Here is a 22,693-nt window from a genome sequence, read left to right as displayed (position 1 = left end):
ACCTAATAAGAGCATTGTTTTGCATCATCAGTGTCCAGTCCTACTCTGGTAACATGAGGTAGAATTATGAACCCTGATAATTTACTCAATCAATTAACGCTTGGTGTAGATACTCATCTTGATATTCATGTGGCTGTCTTGCTCAATGGGGTTGGAAGGCTTATTTCAACTAAAGAGTTTCCAGTCAATCATGACGGCTATAAATCTGTGCTCAAATGGGCGTTATCTTTTGGTCAGTTAGTATCAGCAGGCTTAGAAGGTACAGGCACTTATGGTGCAGGTTTATGCCAGTATTTGCTTGAAAATAATGTGGAAGTATATGAAGTTAATCGGCCTAATCGTGCCAAAAGGCGGCTAATAGGGAAGTCCGATCCAACCGATGCTGAAAATGCTGCACGCTCTGTTTTGGCTCAGGAGTCGAGAGCTGTGCCTAAAAGTCACGATGGTTTGGTCGAAGCACTCCGATACCTGCTTGTCGCTAGGCGAAGTGCAATTAAAGCAAGAACACAATCGATTAACCAAATACGAGCATTGCTTGTGAGTGCTCCTCACGATGTTAGAGAGGGATATTTAGTCCCTTCGACTCATAAATGTATTTCACTGTGCAGCAATATCATATCACTTGGTGAGTCAGTACTTTTACAAACCCTGGCTCAGATGTTGAAACTGCTTGCCTCTCGATGGCTGAGTTTAAGTGAAGAGCTAAAACTAATAGACAAACGGCTAAAAAAACTAACAAAATCAGCAGCAGGCAATTTGATTACTCAATATGGTGTTGGCCCTTATGTTGCGGCTACTTTGTTGGTAACCGCAGGAGGCAATCCCGAACGCTTAAGAAAAGAAGCATCCTTTGCCGCCTTGTGTGGTGTTAATCCCTTAGAGGCTTCTTCAGGTAAAAAACAGCGCCATAGATTAAATCGAGGGGGCTCACGAGAGGCCAATAATGCACTATGGACTGTAGCGTTGATTAGGATGAGAAGTGACGCTCGAACGATACAATATACAGAGAAAAGAACAACAGAAGGGCTAACGGTTAAAGAAATTCAGCGATGTTTGAAACGATATATTGTCAGAGAATTATTTCCGATTATATGTCGAGATCTAGCGAATTCTCGACGGGTGTTGACATAGGAGCGTCAATGCACCTATGGAGCGATTCTTTAGAAGCTTAAAGACTGAATGGGTCCTCTCTACGGGCTACAGCAGCTTCACTGAAGCCAAGGCATCAATCATTAACTATATAGTTGGATACTATAGCCAAGTCAGACCACATCAATATAACGGTGGCTTGACACCAAATGAATCAGAAAGAAGGTTCTGCCTTACGTCTTAGAGATCCCCTCATTTTTCAATTTTAAATAATCCCGAAAATTGAACGGTAAATAGGCTGGTTTTTAAGGTAACGATAAAAATTATCCATTAGAGGTTCTGCCCACTCTTCTCGCATCGTGGGTAACAGTTCATAGTAAATACAACCTTGGCGAAACAGAGAGTATGAGCGAGTTTTACTGGTATTTGCCTTTATTGTCTTTTCCAAGTCAGCATCCTCGCCCGCTTTTCCTAGTAGCGTCAGCAAGCCTATCGCCAAGGCGCTTAGCAAAAACAACCGGTCTCTACGTACCGGGGAACGCGTGTAGGTGGCACTCATCCCCATGCCAAAACGATAGTCTTTAATGTCACGAAAAGTCGTCTCTATCCCCCAACGTTTCCCATATAAAGTCAACATCTTGCTACTCACTAGGTCACGTCGACTTGATGCTAAATACCAAGCTTCTTTCATGCCTTTTTTCTTGGTGCAAATGACCCGAGCGACTGCTTGCTTATTACCCGTTATTTGAACGTCCTTAAGGGTTCTTGTTATGCCGCTGGGTAATAGCCAGTCCTTTACTGGAAACAGCTCTCCTACCGCATCGGTGACTTTGATATTAGCCTTAATTCTAATGATGAAGTCAAAACCCAGCTCATGTTCAATGAAGTTAAATAGTGCCGTATCACTAAAGCCTCTATCAGCAACAATTGTCACTTTAACATCCTCTGCAACGATCGACCTTAACTTAACCAACAACTCATCTTCATGGTTGTTTCTATTACCTTTTAAAGCATGTTTACGATGGGTTTTCCATAGCAGTGGCGTGTTACGTCCATGGGTTGTTTGCATACTCAGTACGATGGTTGAATGGTCGTCTGAATCAAATTCAGTCCAATCGAGAGAGACCACTATCTCTTTGCGTGCACCGATAATATAAGGCCCCCAGGAGTCCAGTAATTGCCAGACGTTTAACTTTGTATTACTGAGTAATCGGTCTACTTGTTTAATAGCAGACTTACGCTTAAGTTTATTGGCTTGGGCTAAGCCAGCGCCAATGGCATGAATAGCGAGTGACCCCTTTTCAATCACTCCGTGAGCGGCATTAGCAAGTGAGGTGACCCTTTTAGCATGCATGTCATGGCCAAAGAGTTCATCGATGTGATTATGAATAAGGGCTTTATTTATCATGTTATAAATTTTAGAACATAGAGTGATTTGGCTTATTATACTCTGGAAGCCTTGCTGCCTCTGGTTATTATGAGGGGATGCTTAAGGCCTTACGTATAAAACCGTGGCCAAAAAAGGTTGACGACTACATATATGCAGACATTGTCTTGAATCATAAAATTTATAAATGAAGTAATCTTAAAAGTAAAAAAACTAGATTGACCTTAATTATACAGGTAGTAATAATTCCTAATTAAATTAAAAGGTTTAAATTATTTTCATTAATTATTTATTTAATTTCGATATTGTCAGAGCTGGAAGTGAAATAAATTAAGTTATGTCACTTTTTATTAAATACAATCTATAGTTCCCTTTGGATTTTCTATTCTATTCTATTTTATTCAAAATATAGAGTTGGTGATTCACATTCTCTAAAATTAATCTATTTGAAGATAGTTCGTACTTAGTGTAGTTTTGATGTGTAAACTGTTGAATGAGAAATCGACGTAGCATATTTTTTTCGAGGAGGTACACAGCTGATGGCTTGCTTGGCTCTAGAGCTGTAATATCAATTAAAGAGAATTTAATAGTATTCTCAAACTCCTTCCATGTGCCACTTGTTACAAAGTTAATATCAAGCGAGGGGGCCTTGGGTGAGAGGTTTTTTACTGTGTAGGCAACTGTTGCATTAAAACTGTTGTCTGAAATAAAGTTGATTTCTGTTTTTATTTTTATAATAATATCACTATTAACTATATTCACTAATGCATTTTTATCTCTACCATTATTGATATACATCTCTCCACTACCAGTCCAATGGGTATTTTTAATCGAGTTTGGTGTATACAATGAGTGTATTAGGTAAAACCCAGGTAGAAATGTAACTAGGAATATAGAAAATAATGGTGCTATATTCTTTATTTTTCTGTGCATATGTTCTCGATTAGTTTAATTGATGGGTTAATTACCACAGTGAAAGTATGTGAACTATCTATTGTCATCAAGGAGAAGGAGATAACACTACTTTCTCTAACAATATTTATTATTACTCTGCCTTGTGAAAAGTTCTGTTTTTCTTCTAATTTCAGTAAACATTTAGTAATCAAGGGGTCAAGTTTTTTTGGTATTTTCAAGCTTGCTGATTGTTGAACTTTAATTTTATTTGATGAAAAATAGTTATTATCAATTAATTTAGGTGGAAGTGAAGCCTTGCTTGCTGCTACAAAATATATTACGAGTAAACAAGATATGCTAAAAAATAAACTAGCTATATATTGACGAGTACTTTTGTTAAAAGTGTCTTTTTGACTCAAATCAGATTTTGATTGTTGTTTTATTTGACAGGTTTTCGCTATACAGTAGCCAATTTTAGGAACCGTTTTTATTATCCGTTGTCCCTTTGCATCATCGGCTAAATGTTTCCTCAGGTGAGATACTGTTTGACTTACACTGGTCTCATCAACGACCAATCCTCGTCCTTTCCACACTGTTTCTAAAATGGTTTCTCTCGTAACTATCTCGAAATGGCTTTCTATCAACAGGCTGAATAATGCTGTCTCATTGTGGCCAAGCTCAACTTTAACCCCCTTAATAATTAGCTGTTGGTTTGCCGGGTCAAAAATGAGTCTATTATCTATTTCGTAGATTACATCGCTAGATGCTGTGAGTTGCATATTCTCATGCATGCTGATCACCTGTTCTCATCGAAGCTGATCGGTCATTCTCATTCAAGCTGATCACCTGTTCTCATCGAAGCTGATCGGTCATTCTCATTCATGCTGATCACCTATTCTCATCGAAGCTGATCGCTTTTTTAAGTAATTTAACTTCAAATTAGCTCATCAGTTCTGCCATTTTGCATTGTTAAAAACTGCATAATGTTTGCTCTATTTTTTATGAGTAAATACGATGCCGACTGAGTCAATTTCAATGCGAAAACTAAAAGAAATACTTCGACTAAAATACCAAGCAGAATTATCTCACCGTAAGATTGGCGTGAGCCTGTCGCTCTCTCCTGGGACGGTCTCAACCTATATTAACCGCGCCAAGTTGATGGGAATTGAAAGCTGGCCGTTGCCTACTCACTGGGATGACGTCAAGCTCAACAAACAATTTATACAAACAAAAATTAAGCCTAGAACGGCCATTCCTTTGCCCAATTGGTTGATGTTTCACCCTCAGTTGAAGAAAAAGGGCGTCACTAAGCAGCTATTGTGGCAAGAATACATCGAACGAAACCCTGATAATCATTACAGCTATCCGCAGATGTGTCGTATTTACAAGGATTGGTTGTCAAGACAACAACCTTCCATGCGTCAAGTTCATCAGTATGGCGAGAAATTGTTTATCGACTATTGTGGCCCAACACTCCCCATTACTGACCCAGAGACAGGAGAGCGCCATGGGGCACAAATCTTTGTGGCGGTAATGGGAGGGTCAAATTATACGTTTGCGGAGGCCACATCCTCTCAAAAACTGGAAGACTGGGTAATGAGCCATGTCCGAGCTTTTCAGTTCTTCGGTGCAGTCCCTGATATTATCGTGCCAGATAACTTACGCTCAGCCACCACCCGCGCTTGTAAGTATGACCCAGACCTTAACCCCACTTATCAGCAGCTTGCAGCGCATTACAACGTGGCTATTATTCCAGCAAGGCCCTTGCGACCAAAGGATAAAGCCAAAGCTGAAAATGGGGTGCTGATTGTCGAGCGCTGGATAATGGCGGTATTACGTCATGAGACTTTCTACAGTTTAATGCAATTGAATCTGCGTATTAGTGAGTTATTGATACGACTGAACACCAAGAAGTTTCAAAAACTCCCAGGCAATAGAGTGAGTGAATATCACACCCATGAGCTACCAGCCATGAGGCCTTTGCCTTTGATAGATTACCAATACACATTTATCAAAAAGGTGAGGGTCAATGTTGATTATCATGTTGAAGTTAATCAGCATTATTACTCAGTACCCTATGGGTTGCTTAGGCAGAAAATTGAGGCGCATGTGAGTGACAAGATGGTCAAGATGTACCACCAGAACCAACTTGTCGCTCAACATCTGCGGGCTCAGCGTATTGGTGGGTACAGCACTCTCGTTGAGCACATGCCTAAATCTCATCAAGACTATGCAACATGGACACCCGAGCGGTTAAAGGAATGGGCAGGTAAGCTAGGAGATGCTGTCTTACAATGGGTAGAGCACAAGCTAGCCAGTCATCTTCATCCTCAACAAAGTGGCAAAGTCTGCTTTGGCTTACTCAGTCTCAGTAAACACTATCCCCAATCTCGTCTCAATGCCGCTTGTCAACGGGCCTTAGACACCGGTTGCTATCGGCTGGAAAACATAAAAATAATCCTAAAGAAAAATCTAGACAAAGCGGTCTGCGAAGCAGAGCCCATCGATAGGCTTGCAGGCATTAAACATGACAATGTCCGTGGCCAAGGTTACTACCATTAACAAGGAAAGTATTATGAATGCAGTGTTAATACAACAGCTTGCTGACTTACGCTTAAGTGCAGTGATAGAGAATTTAACCCTTCAAGAAGCACAGCCTCACTTATATAACGAACTGAGTTTCCATGAGCGGTTATCACTTTTGCTGGCACAGGAGTTAACGACCCGGGAACAACGAAAAATAGACCGTTTAGTTAAGCAAGCAAAACTGAGATTAGCAGCTCACCCGACTCAAATAGATTACCGAGCCAGTCGTGGGATAGAAAAGTCGACCATCAGTAGTCTGCTTGAAGGTCATTGGCTTAAACACCATCAGAACCTCATCTTTACTGGCGCGACAGGGTGTGGAAAAACCTACTTAGGGTGCGCCATAGGGCATTATTTTTGCCAGCAGGGCATCGCGGTACGTTATTTTAGAATGAAAGGATTACAGGAGATGCTTAGTCAGGCTCACGGTGATGGCAGCTATCCACGGTTTCTCACTCAATTAAACAAAACGCCCATCCTGATTTTAGATGATTGGGGAATGGAGATATTAACGACTCAGGATCGCAGCGATTTACTCGACATCATTGATGCGAGGCATCAACAAGGCTCTTTGCTCATAATGAGTCAGCTCCCTGTGAGTAAGTGGCATGAATCAATCGGAGAAGCGACCTATGCTGATGCGATTATGGACAGGTTAATACACTGTTCTCTGCGGTTTGAACTACAGGGAGAATCAATGCGAAAAAAGATAACAGACTTGACTGAATTAGCGTGATCAATTAAAACTGTGACCGAGCCGCAAAATGGCAAGAGGAAGTGATCAGCATGGGTGAGAATGAGTGATCAGCATCGATGAGAATGGGTGATCAGCATCGATGAGAATGAGTGATCAACATCATGAGAATACGCATGAGTACTAGGTCTGTCATACTTTTCCGTATTTTCATTGCGATTACTAGCCACAATCCGTTTGTTTAAACTAATGCTAACTTGACATTTTAGCACGTAGGCTAGAAAAATAAACATTAGCTATAGTAAACTCAATAGTAGGTGTCGTTGAGCAAATACGTTCTTCGGATCTAGCTGTACCCAGCTGGCATTCCTAGTCCTATGACTTTCTTCATTGCTTTTACGCCAGCTAAAGCTTCGCCCACCTGAACGTTATAGTTCAGAAGACTAATTTTGTAGATAATCAACAGCTTATATCGATACATCTCTGTCTCAGAGAGTGATCTTAGGTGGTAGCCATTATCCTGTTTCCATTGTGCTAACTGGTTACTCTTTAGTGCTTTTACTGCTTCGTTACGTGCATGCCCATCATTCCAATATCCAGCATTACTTCTTGGTCGAATAGTAGGCTTGCAACTCTTACGCTTAAGTAGCTTATGACATGCCTTAGTGTCATATGCACCATCAGCTGAGGCTTGTTTTATAGCCCTTCTTAACGGGTTGAGTAATGTGGGGAGTACTTCATTGTCTGCGACGTTAACTAAGGTGATTTCAGCTGACACCACTTTATGGGCATAACTATCAATTGCAAGATGTAGTTTGCGCCAGGTTCGGCGCTTCTCTTTACCATGCTTACAGGTTTTCCATTCTCCTTTGCCGTAAACTTTGAGGCTTTTTGAATCAATCACAACATGTGCCACAGAACCACGACTCCTTGCTCGATACTTAATTTAAACCGTCTTTGCTCACTTACTAATAACTCGGAGAGCTCAGTGGTACGTCCATGAGCTGAACAAATTGAGTTAGTGAAGCCCTCAAGTGCTCGTAATGACAAGTTGAAAACACCTTTGAGAATAAGCGCAGTTTCAATGGCGACATCAGAATAAATATACCCTCGAACACGACGACCATGGTGCTCAGTACATCGCCAAGACTTTATAGCTTGCTCATCAATCCAGACCACGGTTGATGGGTGTTTTGTTATACTGAGACCAGTAGGATATTTTATGCTTAAACTTTCCCACTTTTATGCTTCCGCGTTATCTATCTTGGGAGATCAGATCACACTAATCGCAAAAGGTTCATTCGATTTATGTAACAAGGTCTAGCTAGTGCATTTTATATTTTCTATTGATGGTTATTTTAATTTTCTTGGCGCTTTTATAGCAGACCTTACATCATTGACTCTTAGTCCGATCTTGTACATCTGTTTCCTAATTCTCATTATGTGTGCATTACGTTCGACCTTGTCATCTACACTTTGCATTTCTCTATGAGCTATAAATAGTTGAAGCCTACTTGCTACTACTTTTAGTTCGTCAATAGATAGTTTTTCTGTATTATCCTTTAGCGTATTCTCGTGGGTTAACAAATTTAAAAAATCAGTCATAATACTAAACTGTGAGTATTGGTTTTACTACCTAATAAATTCAATGTAACAGTTTTATTGGCTGTGTTGTTTTCTACATTGTCTCTCTTGATATTAGATATTACGATTTTTCGCCTAAAAGATTCGGCATTGAGTGGTTGGCTAAATAAGTAACCTTGTTGTAGGTACACACCGCGTTTGAGTAGATAAGTCTGTTGTGTGTCAGTTTCAACGCCTTCTGCAATTATTTCTAGTTCTAAATTATTAGCTAAATTTATTATCGCATCTAAAATTTTAGTTCCCCCATTAGAATTGATGGTGTCAATAAAATATTTATCAATTTTTATGCCTCTGGCACCTAGTTCATTTAAATATAAAAACGTGCCGTAACCTGTACCAATGTCATCAATAACAGAGGTGACCCCCAATTCGTAAAACATACCCAAATATTTACTTGTAAGTATAAAGTTTTTTATAGGTAATCTTTCTGTTATCTCAAATTTAATTGTGTTTGCCTTTATTAATCCGTTTTTTATATGCATTTGTATAAAGTCGAAAAATTGGCGGTTGATCAAATGGCAAGGGACTAGATTGATACTAAGAAAAATATTAGTATCAAGTGTGTAATAATCTTATCGCTTTTCCTAGAATAAGTTCCGTTATCGGTATTATTAGTCCACTAGTCTCAGCAGTTTTAATAAATTCATCAGGACTGATAATATTTTCACTTTCCTTTAACCTGACTAAGACCTCTACACCAACGGTTTTACCAGAATGACAGTCAATGATTGGTTGGAAGTAAGGCTCGAAAGCATTTCTTTCAATACCTGCGTAGAGACGATTTAAGATTGATTTTTTATTTGACATGATAAGATTGTTTTTTGTTAAAGAACAGTAGAATAATAAAAGTTGACCATATTAGAAGTGATTCAATCTAAATTTATATTTTCTTAAAAAAATTAGGTGGTGATGTAACCTAGCTTGTTCCAACTTAAGGCAGTTGTCTCTAGTCAAAATAGCCAGAGGTTGCAAGTTTGAGCCTGAATTGGTCCAACTTCAGTCGTTACATTATGAAGACGTTTTCGCAGCCTTAACGAACATGATTTTCAGCTCTGTTGCAAGCCATTGATTTAAATAAGTTTAATTTGTTGTTGATATATGGGGTTGATAATTTAAAAAGGTAAATAACACTGAATCACGATCTTTCAATGGGCTTAACAAGAGCGTTCATCTATCTTTGTTCGTGTCGATTCTGATGGGGAATTATTGGCTGATTTTTCTGTGGTAAGTATGCCGGAAATTAGCTCTGCATCTATTTAGGTTGAAATAAAAATGTCCTATTGCAGTGCTAAATGAATTTCAGAGACGATGCTGGAGTACGTCAAGGTGGTGTTTGTTTTTACTTTAACAATACAATCGAAAATGAGGAAGTCCAGCTTATTGTCTCACTGAATACCCAAAAATAACACAATAAATATCGAATGTTTACTATATTGGCTTTAGGGCTCTTTTCGTGAATGTATTTGTTTCTGTTAATTTCATCTGCTCTTGGTAAGTTCACCGTTTATTTTTGTCTATAATTTAGGGAAATATTATGTCGTTAGATCTAAATTTATTAAAAACATTAACTGTTCTTTTGAAAGTTAAAAGTGTCACATTAACTGCAGAACATTTAAACACTAGCCAACCAAACGTTAGTCGCACTCTGAAAAAATTGAAAGAGCATTTCAATGATCGGTTAATAGTCAAAGGATCCTATGGCCTAGAGCTTACTGAAAAGGCCTATAATCTTGAAAAGAAATTATTACCGTTAATGAATGAGTTGAAAAGCTTACTAAATGAAGAGAAGTTATTTGTACCAATGAAGTGCAAAGAAAAAGTAGTGATATCCCTAAATTCTAACATAGCTCATTGGTTAATACCCGTTTTATCTCCGATTCTGTCAAAAGAAGCACCTGGTATGAAATTTATATATAAGGATTGGACCAAAACATCTAAAAATGAAATTGAAGAAGGATCTGTCCACATGGGTCTTAATTATTCTCCTTTAGAACTCCCTAAACATTTTAGACAAAAGGTATGTGGAACAGAATATTTTGTAGGTGTTTGCAGGCATGACCATCCTAAATGCGATACTCCATTTACAGTAAATGACTTAGCCACTTACCCCTTAGCTATCCATGAAATAATTGATTTCAACGATAAAACCCTTTTAATGGATGAATATTATAAAAAGTTTAAAATTAAGCCAAACATACAACTACGAAGTACACATTTAAGCTTGATTTTACATAGCCTTTCTCAAACCGATATGGTTCTGCCTACTTCTATGTATCTGAGTAAAACATTAAATAACGATTTTCGTGTTGTCGAAATAGATAAAAGCTTTCATGAACGACATAAAGAAATAACGATGATTAGTAGAGTGAAGGGATGTAACAGTCCTATGTATATTTGGCTTAGTAACTTAATAACGGATGCAATAAAAACGATTGAAAAGAATACAAACCATAGTGACTTTGTTGCTAAGATTAGTTCTTGAAGCATTAGAGGTTCGGGTACAAGTACCTAGTTTCTCTTTAAGTTGTGGTCGTGCTGGGAGCCCTCATCGTAATACTACATCAACCTCTACGAGGAATGACTTCAATGACCGTTTACTTGCAAAGCATAGGGAAATCCGATAATCGCAATTTAAGACATAGGATTTAGTCTGCTCATCGCATTGACGACAGAGGATGTGTTTTAGCGTACTTTCAACTCTTATAGTGATTTAACAAGTTAGTGTAGACATTGATTATTTTAAATCAGAAAATCCTAATAGTTCAGCTGTAATGTTGAGTGAATACAGAACATGAAAAGTATCTTGTTTAATCATGATTAAAAGAGGGCGGGGGGAATATTCTTCATTATCTCAATATTGCAGGGCAAAGCAGTTATCGACCAAAAAGTAAGTTGTAACAATGCATATCCACACCAGTGTTATTGGGGGCAGTATTTTCAAGTTTGCTGATAGTTCCAATCATTTCTCCTGATAACTGGCTCATTAGGAATTGTTCAAGATATCTGAACTTTGAGTTCATGATCTTTCGGTTTATCTAAAAAGCTTAATAAGATTAACTGATGAGTATCAACAGAAGTTAACTCAAGGATACTCACTAAAATGAATAAAATTTGGAGCCCCGATAATATCGCACCACCCGCAGCAAGATACCATCACTGTGCCCATGTACCTGCCAATTGTAGTTGGCTGCATATCGCAGGCCAGCTAGGGATCGATCTTGATGGTCAGCTAGGGGAAGGGATAGAGCAACAGGTTCTGTATGCCTGGCAAAATATAGAGGGGGTGCTGCAAGCTAACCAGATGTCACGGGAGGATATAGTCAGTGTTAGGGTCTATCTAACTGATAGAGAGGATCTTAGTGGGTATCGAGCGGCAATGCAGCAGCTCTTTAATGGCCACTCTCAGGTACTTCCGGTGACGTTACTGTTTGTGGCAGGTCTTTTTTCAGAGGATTGGAAGGTAGAGATAGAGGTACAAGCAGCTAAGTCTTGAGGTTCAATTTTAGCCTTGCCAAGTGTTTATTTATTTGAATAAGTTGTGTCACAGTAAACTTTTGATATTTCATCAGTCAAAGCCTAAACCTTCTCTTTCTGACTGTTACAAAAGTGGCGTAGTCATAAGGTTATGAGGGGAGCTAGGGTAGCGAACTGACAAAGGAAATGGATTTTACTTAGCCAGATGCGGCAATTTAGCCGAGGCGTCATCGGAACTTTGAATAGCAAGACTCCTATCTAAAGGACACCGGGACGAAACAATGGATTCCGGCTCAAAAGCATTGCCGGAATGACAGGGGTTTAAATGAATTGCCGGAATGACAGGGGTTTAAATGAATTGCCGGAATGACAGGGGTTTAAATGAATTGCCGGAATGACAGGGGTTTAAATGAATTGCCGGAATGACAGGGTTTAGATGAATTGCCGGAATGACAGGGTTTAGATGAATTGCCGGAATAACAGGGGTTTAAATGAATTGCCGGAATGACAGGGGTTTAAATGAATTGCCGGAATGACAGGGTTTAGATGAATTGCCGGAATGAAAGGGTTTAAATGAATTGCCGGAGTGACAGGGTTTAGATGAATTGCCGGAATGACAGGGTTTAAATGAATTGCCGGAATGACAGGGTTTAAATGAATTGCCGGAATGACAGGGTTTAGATGAATTGCCGGAATGAAAGAGGGCAGCTCAAGGCTGCCCTGTCTGTTATTGCGTTGAACTAGCTTGTTGAAACTGGGGTGTCGTGGTGAGCTTTCAACTGTTGGAACAGGACGTCTTTTAAGTTCGCTCGTTGTAATTTTAGCTGGTGCATATGCTCGTCATCGGTTGGACTACCGTCAATTTCTAGCTGACGAATATCATAATCTAGGAGGTGATATTGCTTGGATAATTTGGTGAATGCTTCGTCTTTATAATTCAAATAAACAATGTCTTGTTTATATTCTGGGAAGTCGAAAATAAGCGCGTGATTCTCATTTAGCATAGGTAACCCCTGAATGGTGAACTGAAATCTATTTTTTGAAATTTATTTAAAAGCTAGAGCCACTATAGCACTATGAAGTTTAATAAAAAGTGGGGGCAGATCCTTAAGCATCCCCTCATAATAACCAGAGGCAGCAAGGCTTCCAGAGTATAATAAGCCAAATCACTCTATGTTCTAAAATTTATAACATGATAAATAAAGCCCTTATTCATAATCACATCGATGAACTCTTTGGCCATGACATGCATGCTAAAAGGGTCACCTCACTTGCTAATGCCGCTCACGGAGTGATTGAAAAGGGGTCACTCGCTATTCATGCCATTGGCGCTGGCTTAGCCCAAGCCAATAAACTTAAGCGTAAGTCTGCTATTAAACAAGTAGACCGATTACTCAGTAATACAAAGTTAAACGTCTGGCAATTACTGGACTCCTGGGGGCCTTATATTATCGGTGCACGCAAAGAGATAGTGGTCTCTCTCGATTGGACTGAATTTGATTCAGACGACCATTCAACCATCGTACTGAGTATGCAAACAACCCATGGACGTAACACGCCACTGCTATGGAAAACCCATCGTAAACATGCTTTAAAAGGTAATAGAAACAACCATGAAGATGAGTTGTTGGTTAAGTTAAGGTCGATCGTTGCAGAGGATGTTAAAGTGACAATTGTTGCTGATAGAGGCTTTAGTGATACGGCACTATTTAACTTCATTGAACATGAGCTGGGTTTTGACTTCATCATTAGAATTAAGGCTAATATCAAAGTCACCGATGCGGTAGGAGAGCTGTTTCCAGTAAAGGACTGGCTATTACCCAGCGGCATAACAAGAACCCTTAAGGACGTTCAAATAACGGGTAATAAGCAAGCAGTCGCTCGGGTCATTTGCACCAAGAAAAAAGGCATGAAAGAAGCTTGGTATTTAGCATCAAGTCGACGTGACCTAGTGAGTAGCAAGATGTTGACTTTATATGGGAAACGTTGGGGGATAGAGACGACTTTTCGTGACATTAAAGACTATCGTTTTGGCATGGGGATGAGTGCCACCTACACGCGTTCCCCGGTACGTAGAGACCGGTTGTTTTTGCTAAGCGCCTTGGCGATAGGCTTGCTGACGCTACTAGGAAAAGCGGGCGAGGATGCTGACTTGGAAAAGACAATAAAGGCAAATACCAGTAAAACTCGCTCATACTCTCTGTTTCGCCAAGGTTGTATTTACTATGAACTGTTACCCACGATGCGAGAAGAGTGGGCAGAACCTCTAATGGATAATTTTTATCGTTACCTTAAAAACCAGCCTATTTACCGTTCAATTTTCGGGATTATTTAAAATTGAAAAATGAGGGGATCTCTAAGGGGCAGATCATACTTCTCTGGTTTCATCTAAATGCCAGGCGCAGGTTAGGTTCGTCTCGTCGGGGATAACCAGTCTATATATGACTCATTTAGGACTGCTTACTTCTAACATCCGGGGAAGGGATCAACGTCCCACTCTGAGACGTTGATATTGTGCTGTTGTAATACCTATGTAGGTCAAGGCTGATTGGCTAACACTTGCTCCGACAGCTTAATTAAATCTGCAGCCACATAATCAGCTTTTTCTGCTAACGCGAACTGATATTGACCTGGGCGCTGAATAAAGCCCGTTTGCATACCAACTTTGGCCGCACCGGCTATGTCCCATGTATGGGCGGCGATGAGCATAGCTTCATCTGCTTCGACCTGCATCTGTTCAAGCGCCCACCGATACACGCGTAAATCTGGCTTAAACACTTGAAGGTGTTGCACAGTTAGTGAGTCGTCAAAGTACTGGGTTAAATGGGCATTTTTCAATTGACTCTCTATGCCTGCATCTGAAGAGTTAGTTAGGGTAACCAGTTTGATGCCCTGAGCTTGTAGCTGCTTAAGGCCTTTAATGACATCAAGATGAGGTTGTAAGTCGCGAAATGGTGCTTGAATTGCTTGATTAGCTTCAGATTGAGATAAGGCTATGCCATTTTGCTTAGCGACTAATTGTAATGCTGCAACGCCGATGTCACCGAAGTGATGATATTCACCAATAGCATTACTCACCAAGGAGTAATGCAGCATAGTAGTAAACCAGCTATTCACCAAATCGTCACGGCCCTCTAATGCTTGGGTGACAGACTTAGCCACGTTATCTAAATCCAGCAGTGTTTCGTTAACGTCGAAGAAAATAACTTTGGGTAAAACCTGAGGCGTATTAATGGATTTCTCTGTGGTACTAGCCATTGAGGGCAGTGTTGTTAAGCCGAGGAGCATAATGGCGGAACGAGTAAGTTTCATATCGTATTCTCTTATATGTTGTAGAGCCACTCGGGCATAATTTCGAGTGCTAATGCTTCTAATGTGCGGTCAAAGCCTGTGAAAATGGTCAATGACAAAATGATTAAAGACAGCCCCATTACTTTTTTGGCTACTGCGCCACCACTGATCCATTTACCCAGTGAGTTCTTCATTAACAAGCTGAAACCAATCAGGGGAATGGCGGTACCGATACCAAAAGCCAGCATAATGATGAAAGCTGAGCCCATACTTTGTCCTGTCGATGCAAGGGCGATAGCTGCCCCTAACGTTGGGCCAACACAGGGCAACCACACTAGACCGAGCGATGCGCCAACGGCGAACTGGGTCATTACACCTTCGCCATCCGCTTGATGGTTGGGCAGTCGGCTGGTGAGCATCGACAGCTTTAGGGTGAGCCAGCCTCCGGCTTTCGGGATTAAAATGGCTGCGGCAATTAACAGGAGTAAAGTCGCCGAGAAGTAACGCAATACCTCTGGCGATAGCCCTAAGCTAATCAGCGCGAAGGTGAGTACCGTTCCAGCAAACGCAAAAGACAGGCTTAGCCCTAACGCTAAGGTAATTATGCCCTTGCGTGAACTGCGCATTGCCGAGCTTGCAACGACTGGGATCATGGGTAATACACAGGGCGACAATAGGCTTAGTATGCCTGCGGCAAACGCCAGTGGGATGGCAAAGGTATCCATATTACATACTCACTGAATTCAAAGCGGAAAAGATTTTTTGCTCACGGGTTTCGGCCACACTGAACCAAAGCTGCTCGCCATTTTTGTATAAATACAGGCTTGACTGGCGTGGTGCCTTAAAGAACTTTACCCATTGGGGTTGTTCATCAAAGTCAACCACAAGCACCTTTATCTCACTATCGGGGTGAGCTGCAAAATAGTCGCCGATAACCTCCTGTTGTTTCTTACATGTTGGGCACCAAGGAGCAAATACATCGATAAGTACGGTATTGCCTTGAGATTGAAGTTGGTCAAATAGTGTCTTTTCGAATGGGATCTTTTCGAAATTACTGGCGTGAGCCGAAAGGCTTAATATTAACGAAGTTGCCAAGGTAACAGTGGCCAGTTTGAGGGAACGAAATAATGTCATGTGTAACTCTCCTTTGGTGGTTTCGTGCAGCATAAAGGAGATGGCTTTTTCTTATAATAGCTTTAAAATCGAAAGTACTTTCAACTATAAATTGAAAATCATGATGAAATTTTTTGACGTTAAAATATTCGTGCTAGCATGCGAACTTAAGAATCTTTCCGCTGTCGCTCGTGAATTATCAATTACTCCAGCCGCCACTAGTGCGGCATTAAAGCGGCTGGAAGCAGAGTTAAATACTCGATTATTACAGCGCTCTACACGCAGTTTAACTCTGACCAAAAGCGGTAGTGATTTTTTACCATATGCACTTAAGTCACTGGAAAATTTAGATATTGGGAAGCAGGCTATCTTAGGGGATAAGCTTAAAGGAAGTATTACCTTGTCAGTGCCTTCCGACCTTGGAAGAAACACTTTGCTTGGTTGTTTGATGGATTTTCAGCAACATCATCCTGACATCAATTTGAAGGTCAAATTAAGCGATAAATACGCAGACTTTTATTCGCAAACGGTAGATGTGGCGTTACGTTACGGTGAGCCCGAAGATTCGGCCTTAGTGTGTTTGCCCATACTGCGTAATGCTGTTCGTGAATTATGTGCTTCACCTGATTATTTAGCCCGCTGTGGCACGCCGAAAACGCCGGAAGACTTGGTAAAACATAACTGTTTACACTTTACCAGCGACGACATGTTGAGCAGCCATTGGCGTTTTTTTAAAGATACGAGCACTATTTCGGTGAAAGTAAGTGGTGATCATTTATCAGACGATGGCGATTATCTACGTTTATTGGCTGTTAAGGGGGCGGGCATAGTCTATAAAACCTGCCTAGATGTGCGTGAGGATATTACCGCAGGGCGTTTAGTATCACTACTGCCAGATTATCGCAAAGAGAAGTCGCCGTTAAATATGGTCGTAGCACATCGAAAAAGTTATGACGGCAATTTAGCTGTACTGAAAGAGTTCTTAGTTGAAACCTTGAAACCATCTGAAATAAATGCAAGTTGAGATAACTCGTTGTCTCGCAGGGGGAGGTCTAGAAAAATATGCCCGTCCCAACTTGTATTGTGCCTATTTGAAACAAGCAAATATGTTGGCTTGATTGACACTTTTACCCTTTACGTTTCTTTGCACATTTTCGAGAATTTTTCGATGTTACTTTGTTAGAGTTGGTCTCTTTGAGAGCGGGGAAGAGTGATGAATTGTAAAGTTAGAAGTGATCGTGATGTACTTAAAACCCATTTCAAAGGGGGAGTATTTACTTCACTATTAATGACTGGGCTATTCGTTGTAGTGGCGCAAGGCGTTTCTGGTATAGCGGTTGCGGCTGAGGAAAGTACACATGAGTCGAAGCATTGGATCACAGAGGCACCAAGTGACAGCGTTAAAGATCAACGTATCGAGAAGTACTTACGTGGCTTCGATCAACCTATGTGGGAAGTTGGTGAGCGATACGGCAGCATAGTACAAGCGATAAAAGATCAGAATTTTGATTTAGCGGCTTATCATTGGGATAAAATCAAGGTCACCATAGAGAACGGCTTGATGAAACGCCCTGCCAGACGTCAAAATGCCGAGGCTATTCTACTCAATAATACCTGGGCAGATGTCAAAAATGACTTCACCAGTAAAGATCTCACTAAAGCCAAACAAGGCTTAGTTAAGGCCAAGGCTGCCTGCATGGCTTGCCATGCCGCGGAAAATGTTACTTTTATAAATAACCAACCTCTGTTTACAAGGCAGTAGAGTTATGGAAAGTAGGGTCATAGTAAATATATCCTAAATATTCAAGATGAAGGCTAAAGTTACAGTCTGTTCCCGTTGGAAGGTGAATATGGCGTAGCCATAAGCTCATGAGCGAGAGCTAGGGATAGCGAACTGGCTAAGTAAATGGATTTACATGCAGAAGGGCGTTGGAATAAATTACGTGAGGCAAACATGAATGTTATTGAGCAGACGGTCACCATAAAGCTTTCGCTAAGGTTTATGTGCGACCATAACACAGCAGAGGGACTCCAAGATGATTACAACCGCTTTTAGTGGCTATGAGTCTCATCAAATAGCAGTTGATTCGTAAAGAGTCAAAGGCTAACTAAGGTAAGATAATACCTTAGTTAGCGGGATACTGTTGGTTATGAAACGGCTTTGGATGACAGAGGGGTTGGGAAGAAGTCATTCAATTTAGTAACTTGGTTGGCATCACTATCTTTGAGTATTTGATATCCAATCATGATATCAAGTATTCCCATTCCAAAGGGAGCATAGATTCTGGGAACAGAAAAATCAGCTGTAAACTCTCCATTCATTAATTGTACAATATCACCAGCCATAAATTGGCGATCCCCTGAGTGGATCTCAGCAAGGTGAAGTGATGTATTCGCTTTTACTGCGTGATCCACATTATCAGCGACATTTTGACTTTTAAGAATAATTTCTGCTGAAATATCACGCAGTGACATATGTAAAATGGTTGGGTTATGGGCAAGTAGATCCATTTTTTCTACATGAGGTGTGATTGCTGAGGTCGTAAATAACACCATGTCAGCTTGTTTAATGCTTTCTATGTCATTACTTATTTGGGATTGAATGTCTGGAAACTGTGCACAAAACTGTTCAGCTCTTTTGGGATTCAGGTCAATAACGATCAGCTCAGAGATATCCCAATCAAGTCGCTTGAAAAGGTTCACTGTAGTTTGTGCGATTAGGCCACTGCCAACAATTGCCAGACGTTCTATTTTTCCTGGAGTCTTGTGTAGATATTTAGCTCCTAATACTGCGGATGCTGCAGTTCGACTGGCTGATATTTGTGAACCCTCAAGGCAAGCCATTGGGTATCCTGTTTGGCGATCATTCAAAACGAGTACAGCAGAAGCCCTATCCAATCCATTATTTAAATTTTCAGGGAAGCTAGCAATCCACTTTATACCGGAAACTGGGCTACCTGATTCTATTGATGCGGGTAATGCGATGATTCGATTTTGGGGTTGACTGGGATAGCGTAAAAAATAGCTATCAGGGCAAACAGTTTGTTCTTTAGCAAACAACTGGTAGCTTTCAGCGACGAGGTCAATAATAGTGTTACTGTTTTCGCTTAACCACTTTTCAATAACAGTCGAGCCAATAACGCTAAATGGTGGCATATTCACAATACATTCCTTTGTTGAGTTGGTTAGGATAAAATTTTTCCATTGATCTTTATTCACTAAAGTGTTCATTCACCCATGACGGATTATAGATAGTGCTGAGGTAGCGTTCGCCAAAGTCTGGCGAGATGGCTACAACGGAACTATTAGCCGGGATTGTTGATTTATATACTTCTACCCCGGCTAAGACCGTTCCTGTTGAACCACCAAACAATAAGCCTGATTTTGCCATCCTGTGACACATTTCAATGGTGCTTTGCTCGCTGATCCGAATAATTTCATCAAATGACGAGTGTTGACTTATAGGAGGGACTTTACTTGACCCTAATCCTGGTATCTTACGTTTTCCAGCTACACCGCCGAAAGTGATAGAACCTTGTGAGTCAACAGCGATCAACTTTGTCTTTGGCATATATTTTTTGAAATATTGACTGACCCCTCCCAAAGTTCCAGTAGTTCCTGCACCAATAAATAGATAATCTAAATCTGGAAACTCTTGTGAGATACTTTTTGCTGTTGTTAAATAATGGGCTTCAATATTATCAATGTTTTCATATTGGTTGAGCCAGATTAAATTTTCATTCTTACTACACATCTCTTTTATTAAATCTATCCGAGAGTTTAAAAAACCGCCATTACTATCCTTGTTTGTGACTTTAATCATTTCAGTCCCGTAGGATCGCATCAAATTTTCAGAGGCGGGGAGTACATTGGGATCAACAACACAAATAAAAGGATAACCTCGAGAAGCACAAATAATACTGAGTGCCACGCCTAAATTTCCAGAAGAGCTTTCAATTATCGCGGTGTTAGCATTTATTTTGTTTTGTAACTCAAGTTTGTTTATCATTTTCAATGCGGGTTTCATTTTTATTGAGCCGCCGATATTGAAGCCTTCTAGTTTCAAAAAAAGTTTTGAATTATCCAAAATGCTATGGTTTTCAAGGAAAATATCATCAAATACCAAGTCTAATTCAGATTTGTGAATCATGAGGAATGTCCTTTTAAGTCATTGACTTCAAAAGAAGATAGAATAGGCATGTTAATGTTGAAATGATGTCTAGTTGATTTTTTTTCAAGCAAGATACCCTGAGATGATTTTTTTAATATTTCTGATTTATTTAATTTGTTACCAGTATTCCAACAAGAAACGTGGATTTCTGGGTTGTTATAGTCAACAAGTAAACATGGAATGCGACTAAAATTTAATGCTTTAGCCGCTGCAAATCTATGATGACCGTCTAATATAACATTAGAATTTATCTCAACTAAAATCGGATGTGACCATTGCTGTTGATGTTGAATCTTATGTACTAAAGATTCTACATGTTTTTCACAAAACTCTTCAGAAGGTTTTAAATCTGATATTTTTACCAGCTTTATAAATACCTGGTTTATAGATTCATTAATGTTCATATAAGAAAACTCCATTTATCTTTAAATTAACATTGATAATTTTAGTGTCTGAGAGTAAGTACTAAGAAACACTGATTTATAAATCTGTAGTGCTACACTAGATATTTTTCATGAAATTTATGACTGCAATATCAGCATCTACATAGGCTTTAGATACACCGCCACATGTCGGAATATAGTGATTATAATAAGTGGTTCCTTCTACATTAGGACCCAGTATCCAAATATTACTTATTGCCTCACCATTTTCGGAAATAGCTTGGTGAAATGGATTTATGTTGACACTGTTCGACCCTAATATTTTGTTTTGTTTTGAAATTAAACCATTATTTTTTAAAGAGGTTAAAACTGAAGAATTGCTGTTTTCGATCCCACTACTATCGAGATAAGCCGGAATGATGATGTTCATTTTTCGGTTAGTGCCGTCTTTACAATTTAGTTGATATGAGCTCTCTTCCTGATTGTATTCAGTACCGTGAACTGTAGTCACTTCAACTATTCCAGCGTCCATCAATGCGATTAAATCTTCATGGCGCTCTCTCTGAGGGCCTCCAACTGCTCTATTTACAATCCCTGAGTACTTAGAGTAAAGCAGCGAGTGAGAGTTAGGTGTAAGTTTATTAAAGTCAGATATGGCTCTGATGGTATCTCGCAGATCACGCCATACTTCTAAAGAGGCTTTTACTGGATTAGATGAAATGCCTTCTAAACTTGAGGATAAATCCTCTATTATAAATGCTTTAAACCACCCTTGATAATCAATAGGGGTAACAAATTCTGGTAAAGTGTCTTGTACATACAAAGATGGATCAAAACAGCCTAAATCATTTTCTATAGGGATTAATATATCTAGAAATGAAGAGGTACTGATATTAGCGTGTTGTCGAAGGCTTTGTTCAACTCTCCTTCTTAGCTGCAAGTCCATCAGGGTTAAAACATAAACGGCTCGCATTTCTAGTAAGAGAAGAGGGATAAAGTCTCTCTCAAAATCAACGCTTTGCTCTCCATTAGCTGTGAGTTGTTCCAATCTTTTAGTAGTAAGTAAAATAGCTTGATGCCGTTTGTCGGTTACGGCTATTTCAGGTCTAACACGAAAAGGCATTCCAGAGCGTGAGTATAAGCAAATTTTAGGCTCTTTTCCTGAAGGGATATATTGAGGGATCTTTCCTTTTTCCGTTCGTATTATCTTGCCACCTCTACCTAAGGTTAAGCAGGATAATACATCCATAGCTGCGAGTCCTAAGCCTTCAATTCCAACCAAATCTGTTTGGTTGATATGGGAAAATGCGGCTGGCATAGGGTACAAGCTTGTACTTGTTTTAGTTTCTGTAATATCTTTGCTTTGTCCTGTATGGCCTAGGGTTAGGAACAAAGAGTGGCAATTAATCTGGTGCTCGTCACTATGAATACTATAGCTTAACCTGCTATCGGCTAGCTGATGAGTAGTGACTTCATTCACGGTATCTGCATATCGTTGAATATTTACATTAGCCGGACAATGGGCAATTAGGGTTTTGTATGTGAAAGATAAATACTCTCCGACTAAACGTCTTGGTAGATAGTCTGTACTTGAAATACTCCTCCCTAATTTATTTGTGACATGATTATTCATGTCAATTTGTATATTTAGATCTTGGCACCACTCATAGAATGTCGGGCCGGAGATATTGTCATTACAAGTCTGGTGGCTACCAAAGGTATTATCCTGAGGAAACATAGATAGCTGTCCAGCAACGGTATTTAACAGTAGGTAATCGGGTTGAACAGTGCTGTGTACACCGACACCTGGTTCATTTGGTTCAAATATAGCAATAGAAATGTTAATGTTTGGTGATGATTTTGCGTGACAAAGTATTCTGTGTAATACAGATAACCCTCGAGGACCTAGTCCTATGATACATGTAGAATAATACTGCATTATAAATTCCATCCTTGAAATTTAAAGA

General features: G+C 39.9%; 23 protein-coding genes and 2 pseudogenes. 10 read left to right on the top strand and 15 right to left on the bottom strand.

Features of this window, described 5'->3' with window-relative positions; all coding sequences use genetic code 11:
* Nucleotides 1-66: 66 nt before the first annotated feature.
* Nucleotides 67-1,131, top strand: a complete 1,065-nt coding sequence (locus sps_RS23725; protein WP_077754771.1) for an IS110 family RNA-guided transposase — start codon at nucleotides 67-69, stop codon at nucleotides 1,129-1,131.
* A 7-nt stretch (nucleotides 1,132-1,138) separates the two neighbouring features.
* Nucleotides 1,139-1,333: pseudogene (locus sps_RS23720) on the top strand (integrase core domain-containing protein); the annotation flags it as partial.
* A 21-nt stretch (nucleotides 1,334-1,354) separates the two neighbouring features.
* Here sps_RS23720 and sps_RS23715 read toward each other — a convergent pair.
* The 3 genes from sps_RS23715 to sps_RS23705 form a co-directional block, all read right to left on the bottom strand.
* Nucleotides 1,355-2,497, bottom strand: coding sequence for an IS4 family transposase (locus sps_RS23715; protein WP_077751384.1), 1,143 nt, complete (start codon nucleotides 2,495-2,497; stop codon nucleotides 1,355-1,357).
* A 366-nt stretch (nucleotides 2,498-2,863) separates the two neighbouring features.
* Nucleotides 2,864-3,274, bottom strand: a complete 411-nt coding sequence (locus tag sps_RS23710; RefSeq protein WP_149027345.1) for a hypothetical protein — start codon at nucleotides 3,272-3,274, stop codon at nucleotides 2,864-2,866.
* A gap of 119 nt (nucleotides 3,275-3,393) precedes the next feature.
* The gene (locus sps_RS23705; RefSeq protein WP_077754768.1) at nucleotides 3,394-4,161 is read right to left on the bottom strand and encodes a winged helix-turn-helix domain-containing protein; all 768 of its coding nucleotides are present in this window, start codon (nucleotides 4,159-4,161) and stop codon (nucleotides 3,394-3,396) included.
* Nucleotides 4,162-4,384: 223 nt separating this feature from the next.
* Here sps_RS23705 and istA point away from each other — a divergent pair, with 223 nt between their 5' ends.
* Both istA and istB read left to right on the top strand, forming a co-directional pair.
* The gene (istA, locus tag sps_RS23700) at nucleotides 4,385-5,932 is read left to right on the top strand and encodes an IS21 family transposase (RefSeq protein WP_077754767.1); all 1,548 of its coding nucleotides are present in this window, start codon (nucleotides 4,385-4,387) and stop codon (nucleotides 5,930-5,932) included.
* Nucleotides 5,933-5,945: 13 nt separating this feature from the next.
* On the top strand, nucleotides 5,946-6,692 hold the full coding sequence (gene istB, locus sps_RS23695; RefSeq protein WP_077754766.1) for an IS21-like element helper ATPase IstB: 747 nt from the start codon (nucleotides 5,946-5,948) through the stop codon (nucleotides 6,690-6,692).
* Nucleotides 6,693-6,996: 304 nt separating this feature from the next.
* Here the strand turns inward: istB and sps_RS23690 are convergent.
* The 4 genes and pseudogenes from sps_RS23690 to sps_RS29055 form a co-directional block, all read right to left on the bottom strand.
* A pseudogene (locus sps_RS23690) lies at nucleotides 6,997-7,890 on the bottom strand (IS5 family transposase).
* A gap of 113 nt (nucleotides 7,891-8,003) precedes the next feature.
* Nucleotides 8,004-8,255, bottom strand: a complete 252-nt coding sequence (locus sps_RS29270) for an H-NS family histone-like protein (protein ID WP_077754765.1) — start codon at nucleotides 8,253-8,255, stop codon at nucleotides 8,004-8,006.
* Nucleotides 8,252-8,830 (bottom strand): EAL domain-containing protein, encoded by a 579-nt coding sequence (locus tag sps_RS23680; protein WP_257788650.1) that lies wholly within the window; start codon nucleotides 8,828-8,830, stop codon nucleotides 8,252-8,254. Before sps_RS23680 ends, sps_RS29270 begins: the two co-directional genes overlap by 4 nt.
* A gap of 19 nt (nucleotides 8,831-8,849) precedes the next feature.
* Entirely contained in the window at nucleotides 8,850-9,101 is a 252-nt protein-coding gene (locus sps_RS29055; protein ID WP_077754763.1) for an EAL domain-containing protein, read from the bottom strand.
* Nucleotides 9,102-9,828: 727 nt separating this feature from the next.
* Between sps_RS29055 and sps_RS23670 the strand changes: the two genes are divergently transcribed.
* Both sps_RS23670 and sps_RS23665 read left to right on the top strand, forming a co-directional pair.
* Complete coding sequence (locus sps_RS23670; RefSeq protein ID WP_077754762.1) at nucleotides 9,829-10,776, top strand: LysR family transcriptional regulator; 948 nt, start codon at nucleotides 9,829-9,831, stop codon at nucleotides 10,774-10,776.
* 618 nt (nucleotides 10,777-11,394) lie between these two features.
* The gene (locus sps_RS23665; protein WP_077754761.1) at nucleotides 11,395-11,787 is read left to right on the top strand and encodes a RidA family protein; all 393 of its coding nucleotides are present in this window, start codon (nucleotides 11,395-11,397) and stop codon (nucleotides 11,785-11,787) included.
* Nucleotides 11,788-12,508: 721 nt separating this feature from the next.
* Here the strand turns inward: sps_RS23665 and sps_RS23660 are convergent.
* Nucleotides 12,509-12,772, bottom strand: a complete 264-nt coding sequence (locus sps_RS23660) for a YdcH family protein (RefSeq protein WP_077754760.1) — start codon at nucleotides 12,770-12,772, stop codon at nucleotides 12,509-12,511.
* A gap of 188 nt (nucleotides 12,773-12,960) precedes the next feature.
* On the opposite strand from sps_RS23660, the gene sps_RS23655 reads away from it, so the two are divergent.
* Nucleotides 12,961-14,103, top strand: a complete 1,143-nt coding sequence (locus sps_RS23655) for an IS4 family transposase (protein WP_077751384.1) — start codon at nucleotides 12,961-12,963, stop codon at nucleotides 14,101-14,103.
* A gap of 203 nt (nucleotides 14,104-14,306) precedes the next feature.
* Here sps_RS23655 and sps_RS23650 read toward each other — a convergent pair whose 3' ends face one another.
* From sps_RS23650 to sps_RS23640, 3 genes are read right to left on the bottom strand one after another with little or no spacing between them, the layout of a single operon-like run.
* Nucleotides 14,307-15,080: a haloacid dehalogenase type II gene (locus sps_RS23650; protein ID WP_237157929.1), complete on the bottom strand. Its 774-nt coding sequence runs from the start codon at nucleotides 15,078-15,080 to the stop codon at nucleotides 14,307-14,309.
* Between the two features lie 11 nt (nucleotides 15,081-15,091).
* Nucleotides 15,092-15,784, bottom strand: a complete 693-nt coding sequence (locus tag sps_RS23645) for a cytochrome c biogenesis CcdA family protein (RefSeq protein ID WP_077754759.1) — start codon at nucleotides 15,782-15,784, stop codon at nucleotides 15,092-15,094.
* Nucleotide 15,785: 1 nt separating this feature from the next.
* Nucleotides 15,786-16,193, bottom strand: a complete 408-nt coding sequence (locus tag sps_RS23640) for a thioredoxin family protein (RefSeq protein WP_077754758.1) — start codon at nucleotides 16,191-16,193, stop codon at nucleotides 15,786-15,788.
* Between the two features lie 40 nt (nucleotides 16,194-16,233).
* Between sps_RS23640 and sps_RS23635 the strand changes: the two genes are divergently transcribed.
* The 3 genes from sps_RS23635 to sps_RS28615 all read left to right on the top strand — a co-directional run bounded on the left by sps_RS23635 (nucleotide 16,234) and on the right by sps_RS28615 (nucleotide 18,228).
* Nucleotides 16,234-17,196: a LysR family transcriptional regulator gene (locus sps_RS23635; RefSeq protein WP_169915907.1), complete on the top strand. Its 963-nt coding sequence runs from the start codon at nucleotides 16,234-16,236 to the stop codon at nucleotides 17,194-17,196.
* 189 nt (nucleotides 17,197-17,385) lie between these two features.
* Complete coding sequence (locus tag sps_RS23630) at nucleotides 17,386-17,934, top strand: hypothetical protein (protein WP_077754756.1); 549 nt, start codon at nucleotides 17,386-17,388, stop codon at nucleotides 17,932-17,934.
* 144 nt (nucleotides 17,935-18,078) lie between these two features.
* Nucleotides 18,079-18,228 (top strand): hypothetical protein, encoded by a 150-nt coding sequence (locus sps_RS28615; protein WP_169915905.1) that lies wholly within the window; start codon nucleotides 18,079-18,081, stop codon nucleotides 18,226-18,228.
* 92 nt (nucleotides 18,229-18,320) lie between these two features.
* On the opposite strand, the gene sbnB is transcribed toward sps_RS28615, so the two are convergent.
* The 4 genes from sbnB to sps_RS23610 all read right to left on the bottom strand — a co-directional run bounded on the left by sbnB (nucleotide 18,321) and on the right by sps_RS23610 (nucleotide 22,665).
* Complete coding sequence (gene sbnB, locus sps_RS23625; RefSeq protein WP_218919614.1) at nucleotides 18,321-19,391, bottom strand: 2,3-diaminopropionate biosynthesis protein SbnB; 1,071 nt, start codon at nucleotides 19,389-19,391, stop codon at nucleotides 18,321-18,323.
* Complete coding sequence (sbnA, locus tag sps_RS23620; RefSeq protein ID WP_077754755.1) at nucleotides 19,384-20,322, bottom strand: 2,3-diaminopropionate biosynthesis protein SbnA; 939 nt, start codon at nucleotides 20,320-20,322, stop codon at nucleotides 19,384-19,386. Before sbnA ends, sbnB begins: the two co-directional genes overlap by 8 nt.
* Nucleotides 20,319-20,747 (bottom strand): ParB N-terminal domain-containing protein, encoded by a 429-nt coding sequence (locus tag sps_RS23615; protein ID WP_169915903.1) that lies wholly within the window; start codon nucleotides 20,745-20,747, stop codon nucleotides 20,319-20,321. The genes sbnA and sps_RS23615 overlap by 4 nt, the downstream gene beginning before the upstream one ends.
* A 97-nt stretch (nucleotides 20,748-20,844) precedes the next feature.
* Nucleotides 20,845-22,665: an FAD/NAD(P)-binding protein gene (locus sps_RS23610; RefSeq protein WP_169915901.1), complete on the bottom strand. Its 1,821-nt coding sequence runs from the start codon at nucleotides 22,663-22,665 to the stop codon at nucleotides 20,845-20,847.
* Nucleotides 22,666-22,693: the final 28 nt, after the last annotated feature.

It is taken from the genome of Shewanella psychrophila, assembly GCF_002005305.1.
In the GTDB taxonomy this organism is placed as follows: Bacteria; Pseudomonadota; Gammaproteobacteria; order Enterobacterales; family Shewanellaceae; genus Shewanella; species Shewanella psychrophila.
This window is presented reverse-complemented; position numbering and strand designations above follow the sequence as displayed.